Annotated in this window: 20 protein-coding genes and 1 riboswitch; of the genes, 13 read left to right on the forward strand and 7 right to left on the reverse strand. The window is 63.0% G+C overall.

Translation table 11 applies throughout. The features are described 5' to 3' along the window. Positions 1-6: 6 nt before the first annotated feature. Positions 7-879 carry a thermonuclease family protein gene (locus tag NKI31_RS09430; protein ID WP_352651332.1) on the forward strand — a complete coding sequence of 291 codons (873 nt, stop codon included), beginning with the start codon at positions 7-9 and terminating at the stop codon, positions 877-879. On the opposite strand, the gene NKI31_RS09435 is transcribed toward NKI31_RS09430, so the two are convergent. Further along, entirely contained in the window at positions 842-2,491 is a 1,650-nt protein-coding gene (locus tag NKI31_RS09435; RefSeq protein ID WP_023692542.1) for a lysine--tRNA ligase, read from the reverse strand. The two genes, NKI31_RS09430 and NKI31_RS09435, sit on opposite strands and share 38 nt — an antisense overlap. Positions 2,492-2,647: 156 nt before the next feature. Here NKI31_RS09435 and NKI31_RS09440 point away from each other — a divergent pair, with 156 nt between their 5' ends. After that, the gene (locus NKI31_RS09440; protein WP_023818790.1) at positions 2,648-3,061 is read left to right on the forward strand and encodes a tellurite resistance TerB family protein; all 414 of its coding nucleotides are present in this window, start codon (positions 2,648-2,650) and stop codon (positions 3,059-3,061) included. Positions 3,062-3,121: 60 nt separating this feature from the next. Here NKI31_RS09440 and NKI31_RS09445 read toward each other — a convergent pair whose 3' ends face one another. Further along, positions 3,122-3,937: an ABC transporter substrate-binding protein gene (locus tag NKI31_RS09445; protein ID WP_502899111.1), complete on the reverse strand. Its 816-nt coding sequence runs from the start codon at positions 3,935-3,937 to the stop codon at positions 3,122-3,124. A gap of 296 nt (positions 3,938-4,233) precedes the next feature. Here NKI31_RS09445 and NKI31_RS09450 point away from each other — a divergent pair, with 296 nt between their 5' ends. Then, a complete protein-coding gene (locus tag NKI31_RS09450; protein WP_352651336.1) occupies positions 4,234-4,965 on the forward strand; it encodes a helix-turn-helix transcriptional regulator in 732 nt (243 codons plus the stop codon). 275 nt (positions 4,966-5,240) lie between these two features. Further along, the gene (locus NKI31_RS09455; RefSeq protein WP_023681954.1) at positions 5,241-5,879 is read left to right on the forward strand and encodes an acyl-homoserine-lactone synthase; all 639 of its coding nucleotides are present in this window, start codon (positions 5,241-5,243) and stop codon (positions 5,877-5,879) included. 200 nt (positions 5,880-6,079) lie between these two features. Here NKI31_RS09455 and ppk2 read toward each other — a convergent pair whose 3' ends face one another. Beyond that, positions 6,080-6,985, reverse strand: coding sequence for a polyphosphate kinase 2 (ppk2, locus tag NKI31_RS09460; RefSeq protein ID WP_023669623.1), 906 nt, complete (start codon positions 6,983-6,985; stop codon positions 6,080-6,082). Positions 6,986-7,087: 102 nt separating this feature from the next. Here ppk2 and NKI31_RS09465 point away from each other — a divergent pair, with 102 nt between their 5' ends. From NKI31_RS09465 to NKI31_RS09475, 3 genes are all read left to right on the forward strand, one after another. Next, complete coding sequence (locus tag NKI31_RS09465) at positions 7,088-8,353, forward strand: ATP-binding protein (RefSeq protein WP_352651338.1); 1,266 nt, start codon at positions 7,088-7,090, stop codon at positions 8,351-8,353. A gap of 115 nt (positions 8,354-8,468) precedes the next feature. Then, positions 8,469-9,191 carry a phosphate signaling complex protein PhoU gene (gene phoU / locus NKI31_RS09470; protein ID WP_023730970.1) on the forward strand — a complete coding sequence of 241 codons (723 nt, stop codon included), beginning with the start codon at positions 8,469-8,471 and terminating at the stop codon, positions 9,189-9,191. Positions 9,192-9,286: 95 nt separating this feature from the next. After that, positions 9,287-10,294: a magnesium and cobalt transport protein CorA gene (locus tag NKI31_RS09475; RefSeq protein WP_023669626.1), complete on the forward strand. Its 1,008-nt coding sequence runs from the start codon at positions 9,287-9,289 to the stop codon at positions 10,292-10,294. A gap of 111 nt (positions 10,295-10,405) precedes the next feature. Here the strand turns inward: NKI31_RS09475 and NKI31_RS09480 are convergent, their stop codons facing one another. After that, positions 10,406-10,924 (reverse strand): GcrA family cell cycle regulator, encoded by a 519-nt coding sequence (locus NKI31_RS09480; protein WP_023669627.1) that lies wholly within the window; start codon positions 10,922-10,924, stop codon positions 10,406-10,408. Between the two features lie 358 nt (positions 10,925-11,282). Between NKI31_RS09480 and NKI31_RS09485 the strand changes: the two genes are divergently transcribed. The 3 genes from NKI31_RS09485 to NKI31_RS09495 all read left to right on the forward strand — a co-directional run bounded on the left by NKI31_RS09485 (position 11,283) and on the right by NKI31_RS09495 (position 14,552). Further along, entirely contained in the window at positions 11,283-12,482 is a 1,200-nt protein-coding gene (locus tag NKI31_RS09485; RefSeq protein ID WP_023681950.1) for an aspartate aminotransferase family protein, read from the forward strand. Between the two features lie 18 nt (positions 12,483-12,500). Continuing rightward, positions 12,501-13,412, forward strand: a complete 912-nt coding sequence (gene argF, locus NKI31_RS09490; RefSeq protein WP_352651340.1) for an ornithine carbamoyltransferase — start codon at positions 12,501-12,503, stop codon at positions 13,410-13,412. A 108-nt stretch (positions 13,413-13,520) separates the two neighbouring features. Further along, on the forward strand, positions 13,521-14,552 hold the full coding sequence (locus NKI31_RS09495; RefSeq protein WP_352651342.1) for an Hsp33 family molecular chaperone: 1,032 nt from the start codon (positions 13,521-13,523) through the stop codon (positions 14,550-14,552). A gap of 186 nt (positions 14,553-14,738) precedes the next feature. Here NKI31_RS09495 and apaG read toward each other — a convergent pair whose 3' ends face one another. Next, on the reverse strand, positions 14,739-15,131 hold the full coding sequence (apaG, locus tag NKI31_RS09500) for a Co2+/Mg2+ efflux facilitator ApaG/CorD (RefSeq protein ID WP_023738215.1): 393 nt from the start codon (positions 15,129-15,131) through the stop codon (positions 14,739-14,741). Positions 15,132-15,354: 223 nt separating this feature from the next. On the opposite strand from apaG, the gene NKI31_RS09505 reads away from it, so the two are divergent. After that, positions 15,355-16,506 carry a ceramide glucosyltransferase gene (locus tag NKI31_RS09505; protein ID WP_352651344.1) on the forward strand — a complete coding sequence of 384 codons (1,152 nt, stop codon included), beginning with the start codon at positions 15,355-15,357 and terminating at the stop codon, positions 16,504-16,506. A gap of 11 nt (positions 16,507-16,517) precedes the next feature. On the opposite strand, the gene NKI31_RS09510 is transcribed toward NKI31_RS09505, so the two are convergent. Beyond that, complete coding sequence (locus tag NKI31_RS09510; RefSeq protein ID WP_352651346.1) at positions 16,518-17,708, reverse strand: O-succinylhomoserine sulfhydrylase; 1,191 nt, start codon at positions 17,706-17,708, stop codon at positions 16,518-16,520. Positions 17,709-17,765: 57 nt separating this feature from the next. Continuing rightward, positions 17,766-17,843, reverse strand: a riboswitch (SAM riboswitch). Positions 17,844-17,983: 140 nt separating this feature from the next. Between NKI31_RS09510 and NKI31_RS09515 the strand changes: the two genes are divergently transcribed. Both NKI31_RS09515 and NKI31_RS09520 read left to right on the forward strand, forming a co-directional pair. Then, positions 17,984-19,078, forward strand: a complete 1,095-nt coding sequence (locus tag NKI31_RS09515) for a 2'-deoxycytidine 5'-triphosphate deaminase (protein WP_023738218.1) — start codon at positions 17,984-17,986, stop codon at positions 19,076-19,078. A 101-nt stretch (positions 19,079-19,179) separates the two neighbouring features. Next, positions 19,180-19,950 carry an ABC transporter substrate-binding protein gene (locus NKI31_RS09520; protein ID WP_023699518.1) on the forward strand — a complete coding sequence of 257 codons (771 nt, stop codon included), beginning with the start codon at positions 19,180-19,182 and terminating at the stop codon, positions 19,948-19,950. Between the two features lie 46 nt (positions 19,951-19,996). Here NKI31_RS09520 and araD1 read toward each other — a convergent pair whose 3' ends face one another. Beyond that, positions 19,997-20,992 carry an AraD1 family protein gene (gene araD1, locus NKI31_RS09525; protein ID WP_023669636.1) on the reverse strand — a complete coding sequence of 332 codons (996 nt, stop codon included), beginning with the start codon at positions 20,990-20,992 and terminating at the stop codon, positions 19,997-19,999. Positions 20,993-21,070: the final 78 nt, after the last annotated feature.

Genomic DNA, 21,070 nt, shown 5'->3' on the forward strand with positions numbered 1-21,070 from the left:
CTCGCGGTGCGTCTGCTTCAAATCCTCATAGCCCTCCTGGCGATCCCGGTGATGGTCGCCATTGTCGTCGCCGGCGGTCGCGCGCTGCATCGCGAAAGCACCGCCATCACCGTCGACCAGATCGACCCGGACACCGAGGCCGTGCCCGAGGAGCCGGCGACGTCGGCGATCCCCGAGGTCCGGCCCGTCAAGCCTCCGATGCACTCGCCTCAGGTGCATTCGAGGGCGATCGATCCCGAGGCCATCGCTCCGCCGCCGCTGCCGGTAGAAGAACTTGAACGGGTTGAGCCACGCGCGCCGCTGAGCGACCTGGCGCTGGCCGGGCCGCCCAAGCCGCGTGGGCGCAGAGCTGTCGACGACTGGGGAGGAACAAAACTGTTCCAGCCGGTCGCGGCCGCCGCCGGCCTGATCGAAGCCAATGGTTATTCCGTGACGGTCTCCGGCATCGACATCGTCAGGCAAGACGAGACCTGCACCGAGGGCGGCAAGTCCTGGGCTTGCGGTATCAGGGCGCGTACCGCGTTCCGGTCTTTCCTGCGCGGCCGGGCCGTTGCCTGCAAGGTGCCGCCGGAGGCCGACCGTGCGCTGATCGCCGCCGAATGCCGCATCGGCAAGCTGGATGTCGGCCAGTGGCTGGTCGAAAACGGCTGGGCGCGCGCCACGGCAGGCGGCCCCTATGTCGAAGCGGGCGACAAGGCGCGCGCCGCCAAGAAGGGCGTCTTCGGCGCCGCGCCCGATCTTGGCGGCCTGCCACCGGCGCCAACGCCTGTTGCGGCACCGACGGCGTCGCAACCGATCCTCGATGCCCCGGCGATAGACACGCCGCCGGTCGGGACGGAAATTACGCCGCCAGCTGACCAGCCAGCGCCCGCTCAATGAGCGCGCGGGTTTCGGCGATGCCGTAGAGGGCTGCGAACGAACCGAAGCGCGGTCCGCGTTCCTGGCCGATCAGCACCTGGTAGATCATCTGGAAGAAAGCGCCCGAGACACCAGGGCCGCCGTCCGGGCTCTTCTTCGAATGGTCCTGATAGCGTTCGATCTTGCGCGCCACGTTGAGCGAAGCGTTCTGGATCGCTTCGCCGTCGGCGCCGGCCGGCAGGCCAGCAAGCGCGTTGCCAAGCGCTTCCAGCGCCACGCGTTCGACATCGTCGGCCGGCCGGAACGTCTTCGTCGGCTTCACGAAATCGTCGAAGTAGCGGATGGCGAAACCGACCAGCTGGTCGAGTTCGGGATGCGTCGCCGGCGTCACGCCAGATGCATGGCGCGAGATGAAGCCCCACAGCACATCCTTGTTTTGCGCGTTGGAGGCGCTGACCAGGTTGAGCAGCAGCGAGAACGGCACCGGCATGTCGATGGAAGGCGGCTTGCCGTCATGCATGTGCCAGACCGGATTGCCCAGCCGCTCCTTCCAGTCCTGGCGCGGATAGGCGTTGAGGAAGGTGTAGTACTCGTCGACGGCGCGTGGGATGACGTCGAAATAGAGCTTTTTCGCCTGCCTTGGCCGCTGATACATATAGAGGCCGAGGCTTTCGGTCGGCGCGTAGCGCAGCCATTCGTCGATGGTCAGCCCGTTGCCCTTCGACTTCGAGATCTTCTGGCCGTTCTCGTCCAGGAACAGTTCGTAGACGAAATGCTCGGGCGCGCGCCCGCCGAGAATGTTGCAGATGCGGTCGTAGATCACCGCGTTCGTCTGGTGGTCCTTGCCGAACATTTCGAAATCGACGCCGAGCGCTGCCCAGCGCATGCCGAAATCCGGCTTCCACTGCAGCTTGACCTTCCCGCCGGTCACCGAAAGCGTGGTCTCGGTGCCCTCATCGTCGAAGGTGATGGTGCCGGCCTTGGCGTCGACATGCTTCATCGGCACGTAGAGCACGCGCCCGCTCTTCGGCGAGATCGGCAGGAACGGGCTGTAGGTTGCCTGCCGCTCCGGCCCCAGCGTCGGCAGCATCACCGCCATGATCTGCTCGTAGCGCTCGGCGGCGCACACCAGCATCGCATCGAAGCGGCCGGCCTTGTAGTACTGCGTGGCGCTGGCGAATTCGTAGTCGAAGCCGAACGTGTCGAGGAAGCGGCACAGCATCGCGTTGTTGTGGTCGGCAAAGCTCGCATAGTCGCCGCCGAACGGATTGGGCACCGACGAAAGCGGCATATGAAGATAAGGCTCGAGGGCTGCGCGATCCGGCACATTGTCGGGGATCTTGCGCATGCCGTCCATGTCGTCGGAGAAGCAGAGCAGCTTGGTCTTGACCTTGTTCCCGGTCAGCACGTGAAAGGCATGGCGCACCATCGAGGTGCGCGCGACCTCGCCGAACGTGCCGATATGCGGCAGACCCGACGGACCGTAGCCGGTCTCGAACAGGACGGTCTCGGGAAAGTCGGCGCCTTTGTAGCGCTCGATAATCTTTTTGGCTTCCTCGAACGGCCAGGCCTTGCTTTCGGCGGCTGCCGCAAGCATTTCGGGGTTGAGATCGGCGATGTTTGATCCCGTCATGTCAAAGTTCCAGTCATGGCCGGCTTTCGCGGCTGGTAAGATTTTTCAACCGGGTCTCTAGGCGCGACAGGGCGGAGCGTCAACGATATCAGGCGTTTTCGTTGCGACGGCGCCGTAGCGTCCCTACCTTCGACCATCACTATCAAGGAGTTTTGAATGCCGTTGCCGTCCACCCATGAAGCCCTGATCTACCTGATGGTCATCACCTCGGCTTCCGATCGCGACATGACCGATATCGAACTGGCGCGCATCGGCGACGTCGTCCGCAGCTGGCCGGTGTTCGAGGATTTCAAGCAGGACAGGCTGATCGCCATTGCGCAGGACTGCCAGAAGATGCTGCATGAAAAGGATGGATTGGAAGGCGTGCTCGAGCGTGTCGCCGAGACTTTGCCCGAACGGCTGCACGACACCGCTTATGCCGTCGCCTTCGAAGTTGCCGCCGTCGATCTCGAAATGCGCATGGAGGAATTGCGGGTGCTGCAGTTGATCCGGCGTGAGCTCGATCTCGACACGCTGACCGCCGCGGCCATCGCGCGCGGGGCGAAGGCCCGCCTGCGCACGCTGACCTGATCCAGCCCGTAGAGGAAGCTGACCGGGGCCGGATCAGAAAAAGCTGGACCGAGAACCGGATCAGAAGAAACTGACCGGGAAATAGCGCAGGTAGAATTCGGCGAAGGTGCCTTTCACCGATATCTCCTGCAGCGCGTAGTCCATGGCTGCGGCCAGCGCTGGGTCGCTGGCCCGGGTGGCAATGGTCATGCCGGACCCCAGATATTCCGGCGCCAGGTAGGGTCCACCGGCGAAGCGGCAGCAACCGGCGGCGTCCGTGCCGCCCAGCCAGAAGGAAAAGCGCATGCCGTCGCCGAAGGCGGCATCCATCTTGGCGCTCTTCAAGTCGCTGTAGAGGTCTTCCGGCCGGTCGAAGCGGATGATCTGCACGGTGCCGAAATAATCGCGCAGCATCTTTTCATGCGCCGAGCCGGCCAGCACGCCGACCCGCTTCGAGCGCAATTTGTCGAGGATCGGCTCGGCGAAGGCCTTGGTCTTCGGCATGATGAAGCGCGCCGGAAACTGTAGATAGGAGCGCGAAAAGCTGTACTTCGCCCGCGTCTCCGGCGTGGCGGCGATGCCGGCGATGATCGCCTCGCCTTCGCCCTTCTGCAACGCGTCGTCGAGTTCGGCCCAGGGCAGCGCCTGGATCTGGCATTTGTCGGCGATGTCGAGTTCGGCGCAAATCGCCCGCGCCAGGTCGATGTGGAAGCCGGACAGTCGGCCCGTGCCGTCGAGAAAATTGAAGGGCGGGAAATCGGTTGTGGTGAGGAACCTGAGCCTCGGCAGCGCCGAAAGGTCCGGCTTCGGCAGCCGCTCCTTGGCATCCCAAAGCACCGGCACCTGCGGTTCCGCTGCCCGCACAGCGCCGGCAAACGGCTGCACTCCGATCAGCATCGACAGCAAGGCGATGGTTATCCAGCGTGATGTCACAAAAAACTCCGCCCGTCTTGGCCGTTGGCTTGTGATACGAAAACGGCGCAGGCACAATTGTTTTTGATTTCAAAGGGCAAATTTCGGGTTATGCTTTGGCGAGGTTGCAAATAGCCGCACAGAGTCGGCCTGGGGTTGGCGGTCGCTGGCGTTAGAAAAGCTAAGGATGTGGCTTTGCAATCCGGGGTTGATGGCTAAGTGCGGGGCAGGCACGTAGCATCGGTCTCAAGAGCGGTAGGCAACATGGGGTAGATGTTGCGATGGGTTATTTTGACCGGACACTTGAATATATTGACCGGGTGCAGCATGCCGACACATCGGCTGCGGTGTGCGAGCAGCTACTTAGTGTCACCTCGAATTTCGGATTGACGGCCCTGATAGCCGCAACGGTGCCGCAGCCCGGTACACCAAGCAGCCAGACGAAGGACCATGTGCTGCTCTGCGATTGGCCTAGCGAATGGCTGGAGCGTTACTTATCGCGCAACTACGTCGACCACGATCCGGTCGTCAGCCATTTGAAGCAGTTTCGGGCGCCATTCCAATGGCGCGATGCCGTTCAAAGCATGCCCGCCGACAAGAGCAGCGCCGAGGTAATGCGCGACGCCCGCCAGTTCAAGCTGCGTGACGGCCTCGCCTTCCCGCTGATCACGCTCGAAGGCCAGATCGCGCTGGTCTCGCTGGGCGGTGAGGCGGTCGAACTGTCCGAAGCCGAATTCGCAATGGTCTCGCTGGCCTCTACCTATGCCATCGGCCGCGCCATGCAGCTTCAAACGACGGCCGGCAAATCTATCGATCACATTGAATTGACGCCGCGCGAGCGCGAATGCCTGCAATGGGCGGCGGTCGGAAAATCCGAGTGGGAGATTTCGCAGATCCTCGGCATCTCGGAGCATACCTCTGAGAAACACCTTCTCAACGCCAAGAGCAAACTAGGCGCCGCCAACCGTGTGCAGGCAGTCGCCGAAGCAGTCAGGCACGGCTATATCAGCTAGGCCGGTTCTGGCGGCCCGAAATTTATGGGCGCATTGTTGGCGTCATATCTTCAGAAAAGACCGGCCCCTGTCGTCCTCTTGAGACGGCTAATGCTTTCTTAACGCCAAAAGCAGACTCGGCGTCGCCAACAGGGCGCACGCCATCGCGGAGGCGTTTAGGCGCAGCTATATTAGCCATGTCGGCTGTGGCAGCCTGGAAATCCTTGCCAACACCTTCGCGCAATTTTTTCGGGAAAGCCCGGCCGTATCTTCCTCTTAAGCCCAGGAGACGGCTAATGCTATTTTCCCTTACCACTCAACAACTGATGGAACGTCCCGACCTATGGGAGGCCGTCCATCGCCTGCGTTACAAGGTCTTCGTCGATGAGATGCGGTGGACCGATCTCGATCGCCCGGACGGCCTCGAAATCGATCAATTCGACCATGATGAGGCCGAACACCACCTTGTCATACGCAATGGCGAGCTTGCAGGCTATCATCGGATGCTGCCGACCACACGGCCGCATCTCCTTAGCGATGTGATGCCGGAACTCTGCGAGGGAAAGCGCCCTTCGGGACCGAATGTCTGGGAGCTAACCCGTTACGCGGTGGCGCCAGGCTTTCGCGATGGCAAGCGCGGCGTGTCTACGGTCGGCACCGAACTGATCGCCGGCTTCGTCGAATGGGGCCTTGCTCGCAATGTCGATCAGGTCATTATCGAGGTCGAGCCGGTGTGGGTGCTGCGGACGCTGCAGTTGCACTTCCTGGCGACGCCGCTCGGTTACCAGCGCACCTATGGCAACCAGCAGGTCGTCGCCACACTGCTGACCTTCAACGAGCATACGCTGGATGTCGTGCGTTCGCGCCGCAACCATCACGCCCCGGTGTTGGCCAGGGGCACCCCCCACATGCTCGGCATGCGGCAGGCGTCGTGAGACTGTCTTCACCCGACGCGCTTTAATGCATGTCGCTCAAAGTGGCCCCGGTTTTGAGAGAACGACATGCATGAAACAAAGACCTAAAGCGCGTCGCGTGAATCCGTTCAAATGCGATGCGCTTTAGACAATGGCCACAGAGCCCACCTCCGTGTGGGGGTGGGCTCTGTAATTTCAGCCTCTGCCTACGAGGCCAGTCTCTACTTCTCGAGAAACGACGGCCCTTCGCCGACGATCTTCTTATCTTCCTTGCCGATGGCGTCGAGATCGCGCCCATCATAGGGCAGTGACAACAGGATGCGCCGCATGACGGCCAGCCGCGAGCGTCGCTTGTCATTGGCCCGCACGATGATCCAGGGCGCGAACTGTTTGTGCGTGCGCTCGACCATCTGGTCGCGCGCCTTGGTGTAGTCGTCCCATTTGGTGATGCCGGCAATATCGATCGGCGAGAACTTCCAGTTCTTCAGCGGCGACCAGCGGCGGTCGTGAAACCGTTCGAGCTGGGTCTCGCGGCCGATGTTGAGCCAGAATTTGAAGAAATAGATGCCCTCATTGGAGATCATCCGCTCGAAATGCGGCGTCTCGTCGAGGAATTTTGCATGCTGTTCCGGTGTGCAGAAGCCCATCACCGGCTCGACGCCGCCGCGGTTGTACCAGGACCGGTCGAAGGTGACGAATTCGCCCGATGTCGGGAAATGGGCGACGTAGCGCTGGTAGTACCATTGCCCGACTTCGGTTGGGGTCGGCTTGGTCAGCGCCACGTTGCGCGCGGTTCGAGGATTGAGATACTGGCGCAGCACCGAGATGGTGCCGCCCTTGCCGGCGGCATCGCGCCCCTCGAACAGCGACATCACTCTGCTGCCGGTCGCCTGCAGCCAGGCCTGCGCCTTGACCAGTTCGATCTGCAGCCGCTCCAGCGTCTCGTCATACTCCTCGCTCTTCATTTTCTTGTCGTAGGGGTAGTCGCCTGCGGTCAGTTTGTGGTCCTCGATCCAGCTGGGAAGCTCGGGGTTTTCGATGTCGAACTCCCGCTCCTTGCCGTCCACCTTGATCTTCAGCGGCCCCTTTGCCGGCTCTGCGGCGGGACTTTCCTTGGCTTTTTTCATCGAGACGAACCTTTCCAGCTTGCGGACTCATGCTATGGGGGGCCTCAAACCCGGTCCAGCGGAAGTTTCGGCGGGACCGGCGCAGAAGCACGGAAAGCACGAATGGCTGACACCGGCGCAGAGCGGACAACCACGGGGCAGGCCGTCGCCGGCCGGCTGTGGAACAGCCGATGGCTGCTTGCCGCCGGTGCGATCGCCATCATGGCCGTTTATGGGTTTGCCGGTATCTCCGCCTATGTCGTCCTGGCTGCGTTGACCGTGCTGCTGGCCGCCGCGCTTCTGCCAACCGGTGGCGCCAGCCGGTCTGCTGAGACCATTACCACGGTCGAGGCGAGCGGGCTGCAGCGGCTTTCCGGCGAATATCTTGCGGCTGCCGTTGCCGATCCGCTGATCATCTTCGACCGCACCGCCACCATCGTCCACGCCAATGCCGCCGCCTATGCCGCCTTTGGCGGCATCGCGCCCGGCCTGTCGCTGTCGCTAAAATTCCGCGCGCCGGAAATGCAGGCCTTGCTGGACGGCGTGCTGTCGGGAACCGTCGCCTCCGATGCCGTCGACTACACCGAGAAGCTGCCGGTGGAACGGGCCTACCGGGTCAGCGCGTCCTCGGTCGGCCACGCCACCGATCTCTATGTGCTGGTATTCAAGGACCAGAGTGAGACGCGCCGCATCGACCGCATGCGCGCTGACTTCATAGCCAATGCCAGCCACGAGTTGCGCACCCCGCTTGCTTCAATCTCGGGCTTCATCGAGACGTTGCGCGGCCCGGCCCGCAACGATCCGGCGGCGCGCGAGCAGTTCCTGCAGATCATGCAGAACCAGACCGGCCGCATGGCGCGCCTCATCGACGATCTCCTGTCGCTGTCGAGGCTTGAAATGAAGCCTTACCTGAGGCCGGGAACCCAGGTCGATCTGCGCCAGACCATCGACAGCGTCATCGATTCACTAGGCCCGCTCGCCAGCGAGAACGGCGTCGTCATCGACCGCGACTACGCCGAGGGGCCGCTCGACGTGCCCGGAGACCGCGACGAGCTGTTCCAGGTGTTCGAGAATCTCTTGGAAAACGCCTGCAAATACGGCCAGCCTGGCGGACGCGTCACGGTGTCGATCGCGCGGGGCGAGGCCGGCCCGGAACCGGGCATCGATGTAACCATCAGGGACTATGGCCCGGGCATCCCGGAAGAGCACATACCGCGCATTACCGAGCGCTTCTATCGCGTCGACGTGGAGAGCAGCCGCACCCAGAAAGGCACCGGTCTTGGCCTGTCCATCGTCAAGCATATTCTGACGCGCCACAACGCCCGGCTTTCGATCAAGTCGGAAGTTGGCAAGGGCGCGGCGTTCACGGTCCATTTGCCGGCAGGCTGAGGCGGTACTATCTGCTTACTGCCTGTTTCTTCTTTCTGTCATCCGGCTAGCGTATCAGCACAGGGTCGAGGAAAACGACTCAAAAGGCCAAAGATTTAAGGAAGGCATTTCGCCCATGCAGTCCGTACACATTGTCAGCGCCTATGACGAAGAGCTGAAATACCTGGCGAAGCGCATCGCTGCGATGGGCGGCCATGCCGAGCGCATGGTCGAGCAGGCGATCCAGGCGCTGGTCAATGCCGATCCCGGCCTCGCCCAGAAGGTCATTCGTGACGACATCGTGCTTGACGATGGCCAGCGCGAAATCGACGACAAAGCCATCGTCATCATCGCCAAGCGCCAGCCCATGGCGACGGATCTGCGCGAGATCGTCGGCGCCATCCGCATTTCGGCCGACCTCGAACGGGTCGGCGACCTCGGCAAGAACGTCGCCAAGCGGGTGGTCAGCGTCATTGACGGCCGCCAGCCGACCAGCCTGTTTCGTGGCCTCGAGGCGCTGGCCGAACTCGCTTTGACCCAGCTCAAGGAAGTGCTCGACGTCTATGCCTCGCGCTCGGTCGAGAAAATAGGCTTCGTTCGCGACCGCGACGACCAGATCGACGCCATGTACACCTCGCTGTTTCGCGAGCTTTTGACCTACATGATGGAAGATCCGCGCAACATCACGCCGTGCACGCATCTGCTGTTTTGCGCCAAGAACATCGAGCGCATCGGCGACCACGCCACCAACATTGCCGAGACGATCTACTACATCGTCACCGGCGAGCAGTTGCCGGCCGAGCGTCCCAAGGGCGACAAGACCGACAAGGTTGCCCTGCCGGCGCTGCCGGTGAAGTGATCGCGCGCCCCTCGAACGCTTAATCATATTGCGCTAAACTGCCCGGATGTTAGCGTCTCGGTTCCTGGCCAAGGCCAGGCGCTCAGGAGGCTGCGATGGAATATGTCCGAGAGTTCAAGCCGGCGCCGGCATCGTCCGGCATCATCGCGTCGAGCGTCTACACCGCCGGCAAGCGCATCGCCGACATACCGATCGAGGAAGCCGGCGAATGGGCCAAGAAGTCGGGCCATGTCGTCTGGATCGGGCTGCTCGAACCCGACCGCGAGCTTCTGCTGCGCGTCAAGGCGCAATTTCATCTGCACGAACTGGCGATCGAAGACGCCGAACATCCGCACCAGCGGCCGAAGATCGAGCAATATGGCGATGCGCTGTTCATCGTTGCCCGCACTGCACAGCTGATCGACGGACGCGTCACCTTCGGCGAGACGCATCTGTTCGTCGGCTCAGGCTATATCGTCAGCGTCAGGCATGGTCCATCGACCTCATACGCCGCCGTGCGCCAGCACTGGGAAAGCTGTCCGCACTCACTGGCCAAGGGCGAGGATTTCGTCCTCTACGCCATTCTCGACTTCATCGTCGACAACTACATGCCGGTGCTCGAGCAGATCGAGGACGAGGTCGAGGCGATCGAGGACAGGGTGCTGCTGAAGCCGATGACCGGTCCCGACATCGAGCGGCTCTACATGCTGCGCCGCGATCTGTTGCGCCTGCGCAATGCGGCGCTGCCGCTGGTCGAGGTCTGCCGCCGGCTAACCAGCGCCGACCTGCCGCAGATCCATACCGCCATGCATCCGCTGTTTCGCGATGTCACCGACCATATCCGCACCGTGCAGGAAAAGATCGACAGCCTGCGCGAGGTTCTGGCCTTCGCTTTCGAAGCCAGCCTGCTGGTCGGCCAGAGCCAGGAAACCGCGAACACCAAGAAGCTGGCCTCATGGGCCGCGATCCTGGCGGTGCCGACGGCGCTCGCCGGCATTTACGGCATGAATTTCGACGACATGCCGGAACTGAAGATGCAATACGGCTATCCCGTCGTATTGGTCTCGATCGCGCTGATCTGCTCGTTTTTGTATTGGCGATTTCGGAAGAGTGGGTGGCTGTGATGGTAGGCAGTAGGCAGTAGGCAGTAGGCAGTAGGCAGTAGGCAGAATAAGGTAGCGCCTCACGAGCGCTACCCCATTCCCTACTGCCCAGTCCCCAATCCCTATTCCTAACTACCGGCTTCTGCGCCGCTCTGAAGCCGGCTGGAACGCCACCCTTGCGTGGTACTTGCAGTAAGGTCCGGTTTCGGCCGCCTCGTTGCCGCAGAAGTTGAAGTCTTCCGACAGCGGGTCGCCATTCGGCCATTTGCAGGTGCGCTCGGTGAGATCGGTGAGCTGCAGATGCCGCGAGATCGGCACGACGACGTTTTCGACCGGGCGGATGTAGTGGCGCGCCACTGGCTCGGCGTCGAACTGCGCCTGCAGCGCGTTCGCCCCGATCGACGTCGTGACATGGCGCTGCGTGGTTGCGGCGCGAGGCACCGATTTCTGGATCGAAGATCCCTGCGTTGTCTTCTTCTGACGCGCCGGCGTCGCGGTCGAGCGTCCGCGGCCCGACAGCTTCAGCCGGTGCACCTTGCCGATGACCGCGTTGCGGCTGACCCCGCCGAGTTGTGCGGCGATCTGGCTTGCGCTCAAGCCCTCCGACCACAGTTTCCTGAGAAGTTCGACCCGCTCGTCAGTCCAGTTCATGAGACCGCGCTCCTGCTAAGTGTGCGGCAGCCGGAATCCATTCCCGACCCGGCAATCTTTGCCGGGGCAGACACCACATATATTAGGTGATTAGGTCCGCCGCACGAAATCTAGTTATTTCCCGACTACAATTACCTCATGTGTTGACTCGGTGACAAGAGTCCCAGGTGCAACACGAATCGGTTTTTTAGGTTTTCCCCAACTTGCCCGGTCGCTTATGAGCCGGCGTCTCGTCGGGAGCTTGCCGCGCGCCTCTGCGCGACGTTTTCGTTGACTTCATGGCCGAAAAACACGATAAGCCGCAAAGGCCGCCGCTTTGGCGGCTTTTTTGATTTTTCCGGTACCGGAGACGCATATAATGAGCGGTTCGGCGCTTTACGAGACCTTTGCCCGCGCCCCTTTGGCCTTCGACCATGGCGAAGGCACCTGGCTGGTTACCGACAAGGGCGAGCGATATCTCGATTTCGCTGGCGGCATCGCGGTCAATTCGCTGGGCCACAGCCATCCGCATCTGGTCTCGGCGCTGACCGAACAGGCGGCCAAGCTCTGGCACGTCTCCAATCTCTACGAGATCCCGGGGCAGGCCCGGCTCGGCGAGCGGCTGGCTGACGCCACCTTCGCCGACAAGGTGTTCTTCACCAATTCTGGCGCCGAGGCGCTCGAATGCGCGATCAAGACGGCGCGGCGCTACCAGTTCGTCAAGGGCCATCCCGAGCGCTTCCGGGTCATTACCTTCGAAGGCGCCTTCCACGGCCGCACGCTGGCGACCATCGCCGCCGGCGGCCAGTACAAATATCTCGAAGGCTTCGGCCCCAAGGTCGAAGGCTTCGACCAGGTCGGCTTCGACGACATCGACGCCGCCGAGAAGGCGATCACACCAGAGACCGCCGCGATCCTGATCGAACCGGTACAGGGCGAGGGCGGCATCCGCCCGGTGCCGACGCAATCCTTGAAGCGGCTGCGGCAGCTCTGCGACCAGCATGGCCTGCTGCTGATCTTCGATGAGGTCCAGTGCGGTATCGGTCGCACCGGAAAGCTGTTCGCGCATGAATGGACCGGCGTGACGCCCGACATCATGGCGATTGCCAAGGGCATTGGCGGCGGCTTCCCGATGGGCGCGTGCCTCGCCACCGACGACGCTGTCGTCGGCATGACGGCTGGCGTGCATGGCACCACTTTCGGCGGCAATCCGCTGGCCATGGCGGTCGGCAACGCTGTGCTCGACGTCGTGCTGGAAGACGGCTTCCTCGAAGACGTCCAGCGCAAGGCATTGCTGATGAAGCAGGGCCTGGCGGCGGTCGCCGACGAATTTCCCGATGTCATCGAAGGCATCAGGGGCAGCGGCCTGATGCTTGGCCTGAAATGCGCCATGCCCAACACCAAGGTCAACATGGCGCTGCGCGACCAGCATCTGCTGGCGGTGCCGGCCGGCGACAACGTCATTCGTCTGCTGCCGCCGCTGACCGTCACCGACGCCGAGATTGGCGAAGCGCTCGATCGCATCCGCGCCGGCGCCAAGGGCCTGACCGACGCCATCGCCGCGGCCGCCGCGAAGTAATCCCGAGAACCATTCCCGATGAGCCTTCGCCATTTCACCGATCTTTCCGCCGTTTCCGAAGGCGATCTGCGCCTGATGCTGGACGATGCGGTGGTGCGCAAGGCGCGCCTCAAGGCCGGCGAACGGACCAAACCGCTCGAAGGCAAGGTGCTGGCCATGATCTTCGACAAGCCGTCGACGCGCACGCGCGTGTCCTTCGACGTTGGCATGCGACAGCTCGGCGGCGAGACCATCATGCTGACCGGCACCGAAATGCAGCTCGGCCGCTCCGAGACCATTGCCGACACCGCCAAGGTGCTGTCGCGCTATGTCGACGCCATCATGATCCGCACCACGTCGCATGAGCGGCTGCTCGAGCTGACCGAGAATGCCACGATTCCGGTCATCAACGGGCTGACCGACGACACCCATCCCTGTCAGCTGATGGCCGACATCATGACCTTCGAGGAGCATCGCGGTCCGGTTGCCGGCAAGACCATCGCCTGGACCGGCGACGGCAACAACGTGCTGCATTCGCTGCTCGAGGCCTCGGCGCGGTTCCGCTTCAACCTGAACGTCGCAGTGCCGGAAGGCAGCGAGCCGGCGCAGAAGCACATCGACTGGTCGAAGACCAATGGCGGCAAGCTGCACTTCACCCGCTCGCCCGAAGAGGCCGTCGACCAGGCCGACTGCATCGTCACCGACTGCTGGGTGTCGATGGGCCAGGAACACCGCGCCCGCGGCCATAATGTCTTCTCGCCCTATCAGGTCAATGCGGCGCTGATGGCGAGGGCCAAGTCCGACGCCCTGTTCATGCACTGCCTGCCGGCGCACCGCGGCGAGGAAGTGACCGACGAGGTCATCGACGGTCCGCATTCGGTGGTCTTCGACGAAGCCGAGAACCGGCTTCACGCCCAGAAGGCGGTTTTGGCCTGGTGTCTGGGCGCTTGATCTCCAGGCGCTTGATCTCCAAGCGCTTGATCCGGGGCGGCGTGATGCCTATTTGCGCCGCATCACGCAAATCAAGCGCGTTTGGACGCATGCACCCCTCCGGGCCGCATGGCCGCGCCCTGGAGCTTTGTCATGTTGGAAACGCATCAAGTGACTGAACATCACCCCAAACTCGGCGAGTTCGGCTATGCCGGCGACGATCATGTCGTACCCTTCGAGGTCGGCCCGCTCGACGTGCGCGGCCGCACCGTGCAACTCGGGCCGATGCTCGACGCCATCCTCAACCGTCACGACTATCCCGAGCCGGTCGCCCGCCTGCTCGCGGAAGCCTGTGTGCTGACGGTGCTGCTCGGCACCTCGCTCAAATTCGAAGGCAAGTTCATCCTGCAGACCCGCACCGACGGGCCGGTCGACATGCTGGTCGCGGATTTCTCCACGCCTTCGGCATTGCGCGCCTATGCGCGTTTCGACGCCGACCGGCTGGAGGCCCTGGTGGCCGCAGGCCAGGCCTCGCAGCAGACGCTGCTGGGCAGCGGCGTTTTGGCGCTGACCATCGACCAGGGCGCACACACGCAGCGCTATCAGGGCATCGTCCAGCTCGACGGCGAGACGCTGGAAGACGCCGCGCGCACCTATTTCCGCCAGTCGGAGCAGATCCCGACCGACCTCAGGCTGTCGGTGGCCAAGCTGCTGACGCCCGGCCCCGGCGGTGCGCGCGAGCAGTGGCGCGCCGGCGGTATCCTGGCGCAGTTCCTGCCGCAGTCGCCCGAGCGCATGCGCGTGCCCGACATTTCGGGCGGCGACGGCGATCCGCGTGACGTGACGCAGGAGCCGGCCGACAATTCGTGGCGCGAGCTGGTGGCGCTGCTCGGCACCATCGAGCCGACCGAGCTGATCGACCCGACCATCGGCGCCGAGCGGCTGCTCTACAGGCTGTTCCACGAACATGGCGTGCGCGTCTTCGGCGGCGTGCCGGTCGCCGACCAATGTTCCTGCTCAAGGGACAAGATACGCGGCATCCTCGAGGGGTTTTCCGCGCAGGAGATCAAGGACAGCACCGAAGATGGCGGCATCCACGTCGCCTGCGAGTTCTGCTCGAAGCAGTACGACTTCGACCCGGCGGAGTTTGCAGCTCAGTAGCATCTCTTCCTTCTCCCCGTTCACGGGGAGAAGGTACCCGAAGGGCGGATGAGGGGCAGCGCGAACTTTGGTGAATGGCCGCGCATAGCCTAGGTCATGTGCGTGGAAGATAACCTCATGAGTCTGGCGCTGCCCCTCATTGCCCTGCCGGGCATTTCTCCCCGTATAGTGACGGGGAGAAAACCCCTAATTCACCGTCCGTCGGGTCCCCGGCAGATCCAGCGAAAACGCCGGAATAGCGACGTCGAACGTCTCGCCCTTTTTGTTGCGCATGGTGTAGTGGCCGACCATGAAGCCGGACGGCGTCGAGAGCGGGCAGCCTGACGTGTATTGATAGCTGTCGCCGGGATTGAGCTCAGGCTGGTCGCCGACCACGCCGGCGCCACGCACTTCCTCGACCCGGCCGCTGCCGTCGGTGATGTGCCAGTAACGCGACATAAGCTGCACGAAATCGTCCGACTGGTTGTCGATCGTCACCTGGTAGCCCCAGACATAACGGTTCTCCGCCGGGTCCGAGCGGTCCTCCAGGTAGAACGGTCTGACCTGCACTTCGATGTTGCGCGTGACGGCGCGATACATGGGCTGCTCCGGTTGCGCGGCAAGGAACATTTGTCGCGCCATGCGGTTTGATACGCGCAGAGCGGCATGTCCTGCCAGCCTCAAAGCGCAGGTGCCGACAAACAATGTCATTTAAGTGACACATGACAATGTTGGTGTGCGCAAAACCTTGCCGGCGACTCAACGCCCATCTGTCGACTGACAAAGCAGCCGCGAGCGGCCTTTCCGGAGTGACCAGATCTCGATGGAACCAGCTCTCACAGCCGCCTTCGCTTCCTCCGCTTTGCTTCTTTCCAATCTCGCCAGCATCCTGCTTGCATCGTCGAAGCTGAAAGCGCGCCGTCTCATCCCTCCGCCGTCCAACGAGCAGCCGCCGGTCTCGATCGTCGTGCCGTCGCGCGGCGTGGAGCCGTTCACACAAGAGACGCTGCAGCGAGCCTTCTCGCTCGACTGGCCGCGCTACGAACTGATCTTCTGCGTCGCTCACGCCGACGATCCCGTCGTCAAACTGATAAACAGGGCGATCGTCCTGTTTCCCAACGTGCCGGCCCGGCTGCTGATCGGCGACGACCGCGTCAGCAGCAACCCGAAGCTCAACAACTGCGTCAAGGGCTGGGAAGCGGCGCGCAATCATTGGGTTATTCTGGCGGATTCCAACGTGCTGATGCCTAGGGATTACGTCCAGCACCTGATGGCGGCCTGGCGGACCAATACCGGGCTTATCTGCTCGACGCCGATCGGCTCGCGGCCGGATGGCTTCTGGGCCGAGGTCGAATGTGCGTTCCTCAACACGCTGCAGGCGCGCTGGCAATATGCCGGCGAGGCGCTTGGCCTCGGCTTTGCCCAGGGCAAGAGCATGCTGTGGAACAAGCCGATGCTCGATACCAATGGCGGTATCCGCGCGCTGGCCGCCGAGATCGCCGAGGATGCTGCTGCAACCAAGCTGGTCAACGGACTGGGCCTGCGCGTCGATCTCGTTGCCTCGCCTTTCGAGCAACCACTGGGGCAGCGCCGACTTGTCGACATCTGGTCGCGTCAGGCGCGCTGGGCGCGGTTGCGCCGCGTCACTTTCCCGCTGTTTTTCGCGCCCGAGATCCTGACCGGCGTCGCCGTGCCGTTGGCGTTGGCGCTGGTGGCGGCAGCAAGTGCCGGCATCAGCCTGCCGGGCACGGCGCTTGCCGTACTGGCGGCTGCCTACATTCCCGAATGCGCGCTGGCTGCGGCCAAGGGCTGGCGCCTGTCGCTGCGCATGGTCCCGGCGATGATGGTCCGCGACGTGATGCTTCCCGCCATCTGGGCGCGCGGCTGGCTGAGCGGCGCCGTCGACTGGCGCGGCAACACTATGACCATCGGCACCAAGACGGCCGAACTGGAAGAGGTTTCGTCGGGAGCGTGACGCCTCGCGGCCTACCCGGCTGCCTTCAGCGCCTGCGCAACGTCCTCCAGCAGATCGTCCGTATCCTCAAGACCGACCGACAGCCTGAGCGTTCCCGGCCCGATGCCAAGCTCGGCGCGAGCTTCGTCGCTGAGGTTCTTGTGCGTGGTGGTCGCCGGATGGGTGATCAGGCTCTTGGCGTCGCCGAGATTGTTGGAGATCAGCACGATGTCGAGCGCGTTCTGCAAGGCGAAGGCCGCCTGCTTGCCGCCCTTGACGTCGAGGCAGATCAGCGTCGATCCGCCCATCATCTGCTTCTTGACGATGTCGGCCTGCGGGTGGTCGGCGCGGCCGGGATAGATGACGCGGGCGATTTCCGGCCGTCCTGCCAGGAAATCCGCGATCTTGGCCGCGCTTCCCGTCTGCTGGCGCACCCGAACCGGCAGCGTCTCCAGGCCCTTGAGCAGCGTCCATGCGTTGAACGGCGACAGGCTCGGGCCGGTGTGGCGGAAATAGTCGTGCAAATTCTCGTCGATCCATTTCTTGTCCGACAGGATGATGCCGCCAAGACAGCGTCCCTGGCCGTCAATGTGCTTGGTCGCGGAGTAGACGACGATATGGCCGCCGAGCTGCAAGGGCTTCTGCTGCAAGGGCGTGGCAAAGACATTGTCGACGATCAGCCTGGCGCCGATCGAGGTGGCTAGCGCCGCCACCGCTGCGATGTCGACCACTTCCAGCGTCGGATTGGTCGGGCTTTCCAGGAAGAACAGTTTCGTGTTCGGCCGCACCGCCTTTTCCCAGTTGACGATGTCGGTGCCGTCGACCAGCGTTGCCTCGATGCCGTATTTCGGCGCCAGCGTCTCGACCACCCAGCGGCAGGAGCCGAACAGCGCGCGCGCCGCAACGATATGGTCGCCGGCCTTGGCGCTGCACAGCAGCGCTGCCGTCACCGCAGCCATGCCCGACGCCGTGGCGCGGGCATCTTCGGCACCCTCCAGCGCGCACATGCGCTTTTCGAACATGTCGACGGTAGGGTTGGCATAGCGCGAATAGATGAAGCCCGGCTCCTCGCCCTTGAAACGGGCCTCGGCAGCCTGCGCCGTCTCGTAGACATAGCCTTGAGTGAGATACATCGCTTCTGACGTCTCGCCGAACTGGGAACGCAGCGTTCCCCCGTGCACGAGTGCGGTCTGAGGCTTCCAGTTACGCTTCTTGGTGCTCATCGCTTTTGTTCCAGACACAAAAAAACCGGCCGCGAAAGTCGCAACCGGTCCATATGGCCTTGCGGCCTGACGGTCCTTTAGCGACTTGTTTAACGTGGCTGCAAGCCGACCGGCCAAATCACCACGGGATAACGACCCTTTAGACCTCACCTGCGCTTGCGTCAATTGCCGGCTTCATTAAGAGGTTTGTACCAGGCAGGTTCCGCAATAATATCCAGCGGTTTTGCGGCAAGAACCTGCCACAAAGAGACCGACCTTGGAGCGGAGCCAGCCTTTTGCGGCAGACAGGCATTCTTCCCGATCAGGACATTTCCGCGCTGTTTCAGTCCGGAGCGCTGGAGTCGCCGCGCGCGCTCGATGTCGACCAGGTGCAGCCGGCGAGCCTCGATCTCAGGCTCGGCGACAAGGCTTTTCGCGTGCGCGCCTCCTTCCTGCCGGGTCCCGATCATCTGGTGGCCGACAAGCTTCACCGGCTGAAATTGCACGAATTCAGTCTCGCCGAGGGCGCGGTGCTGGAAACCGGCTGCGTCTACATCGTGCCGCTGCTCGAAAGCCTGGCGTTGCCCGCAAACGTGTCGGCCTCGGCCAACCCGAAGAGCTCGACAGGCCGGCTCGACATCTTCACCCGGGTGATGACCGATCGCGGCCATGAGTTCGACAAGATCGCCGCCGGCTATCACGGGCCGCTTTATCTTGAAGTCAGTCCGCGCACCTTCCCGATCGTCGTACGCGCTGGATCGAGACTGTCGCAGATCCGCTTTCGCACCGGCAACGCGCTGTTGTCGGAGGCAGAGCTGAACGAATTGCACCGCGCCGAGATGCTGGTGGCGACCGAGCCGCCCAACATTTCCGGCGGCGGCATTGCGCTGTCGATCGATCTTGACGGCGACCAGAACGGCCTGGTCGGCTATCGCGGCAAGCATCACACCGGCTTGGTCGATGTCGACAAGCGCGCCGCCCAGGATGCCGTCGATTTCTGGGAGCCGCTCTATAAGAGCGGCGCCGGCGAACTGGTGCTCGACCCGGACGAGTTCTACATCCTGGTCAGCCGCGAAGCCGTGCACGTGCCGCCGCTCTACGCCGCCGAGATGACGCCCTTCGATCCGCTGGTTGGCGAATTCCGTGTTCACTATGCCGGCTTCTTCGATCCGGGCTTCGGCCATTCGGCCTCAGGCGGCACCGGCAGCCGGGCGGTGCTCGAAGTGCGCAGCCACGAAGTGCCGTTCATCCTCGACCACGGCCAGATCGTCGGCCGGCTGGTCTACGAACACATGCTGAAGCGGCCGCAGGCGCTTTACGGCACCGACCTCGGCTCGAATTACCAGGCGCAAGGCCTCAAGCTCTCCAAGCATTTCCGCCCCGCCGGCTGAACCTTCGATCACCGTCAGGCAAAATACTTGCCTGCGCTGCCTCACCATGCTTGGCTGCCTTTCGGTGGCCGGCAAGAGAACGGCGCGCAAGGGGAACCGAAATGCAGATTTCAAGATGGATCATATCGGCAGCGAGCGCTGCCATGCTGGTGATATCGGCCGGCTCGCTGGCTGAGGCGCAGGAGAAATTGAAGATCGGCACCGAGGGCGCCTATCCGCCCTTCAACACCATCACCGCGGACGGCAAGATCGAGGGCTTCGACATCGACATTGCCAATGCGCTGTGTGCGCAGATGAAGGTCGAGTGCGAGATCGTCACCCAGGACTGGGACGGCATCATCCCGGCGCTGCAGGCGAAAAAGTTCGACGCCATCATCGCCTCGATGAGCATCACCGAGGAGCGCAAGAAACAGGTCGCCTTCACCAACAAATACTACACGACGCCGCTGGCGCTGGTGGCGCCGAAGGACAGCGACCTCACTTCCACCGAACCGGCAGCCCTTGCCGGCAAGACGGTGGGCGCGCAGGCCTCGACCACCCAGGCCGACTATGCGCAGGACGCCTATGGCAAGGCCGGCGCCGAGGCGAAACTCTACCCCACCCAGGAAGAGGCGATCACCGACTTGCAGAACGGCCGTCTCGACGCCGTCATCTCCGACAAATTCGTGCTGATGGACTGGCTGAAGAAGGCGAGCGACGGCTGCTGCAAGCTTGTCGGTGACGTCAAGGGCACCGAGACGCAAGCCGGCATCGCTGTCCGCCTGGAGGACACGGCACTTCGCGACAAGCTCAACGCGGCGATAGACGCCATCGTCGCCGACGGCACCTACAAGAAGATCCAGGCCAAGTATTTCGACTTCGATATTTATTGACGGTGGGCGCTGCCAATCTCCCCCCTCAAGGAGGGAGATTACGCTCTCAAAGCGCCTTCACCGCCACCTTAACCGGCTGCTCAATCTCCAGCGGGTTGCGCAGCGGCAGGCCGAAATCCCCGGCCTCGATCTCGAACACGTCGCCAGCCTGAGTCTTGATGCCGTCGGCAAAGGACAGCGTCGCCGTGCCGAACATGTGCACATGCACGTCGCCCGGCTGGCGGAAGGCCGAATATTTGAAGTGATGATGTTCGAGATTGGCGATTGTGTGCGACATGTTCGCTTCGCCCGACAGGAACGGCTTTTCCCACAGCAAATTGCTGTCGCGATAGATTCGCGATGAGCCCCTGACGTCGGCCGGCAGGTCGCCGATCAGGATTTCCGGCCCGAACGAGGCGTTGCGCAGTTTGGAATGTGCCAGGAACAGATAGTTCACCCGCTCGGTAACATGATCGGAAAACTCGTTCGACAGCGTGAAGCCGACGCGGAACGGCGCGCCGTCGTCGCCGATGACATAGATGCCGGCGATTTCCGGCTCCTCGCCGGCGTCCTGCGCAAAGGCCGGCGACATCAGTGCGGCGCCCGGCGCCACCGCCATGGTGCCGTTGCCCTTGTAGAACCATTCCGGCTGCACGCCGGTCTGGCCCTTGGCCGGCTTGCCGCCTTCGAGCCCCATGCGGAACATCTTCATGGAATCGGTAAGCTGCTCCTCGCCGCCATCGCTGAGCTTCTTGTGCATGGAATCGCGCGTCGCCGCCGAGCCGAGATGGGTCAGGCCGGTGCCGGTCAGATGCAGATGCGCAGGATCGGGATGGTTGATCGGCGACACCAGCCGGCCCTTCTTGTAGACGGCGTCGAGGTCTATCGCTTCACCGAACCCCTTGCGCTCGATCAGCGCGGCGAGGCCCGTTCCGGTGCGCGCGGCTTCCATGGCCAGCGAATAGACGCTGCGGGCGCCGTTGATGATCCTGGTCTTGCCGCCGCCATTGCGGGCGACGACGCGGATGGTCTCGGCGTCGTCGAGGATCTGGGAGATTAGCATGATGAAATCCTCTCTCATGTGCCTTGGCCGGGTTGCCCCTTGGCAAACCTTGACCTGCGCGGCTCGGACCTCGCCGCG

This window comes from Mesorhizobium sp. M0659, from assembly GCF_040320605.1.
Taxonomy (GTDB): domain Bacteria; phylum Pseudomonadota; class Alphaproteobacteria; order Rhizobiales; family Rhizobiaceae; genus Mesorhizobium.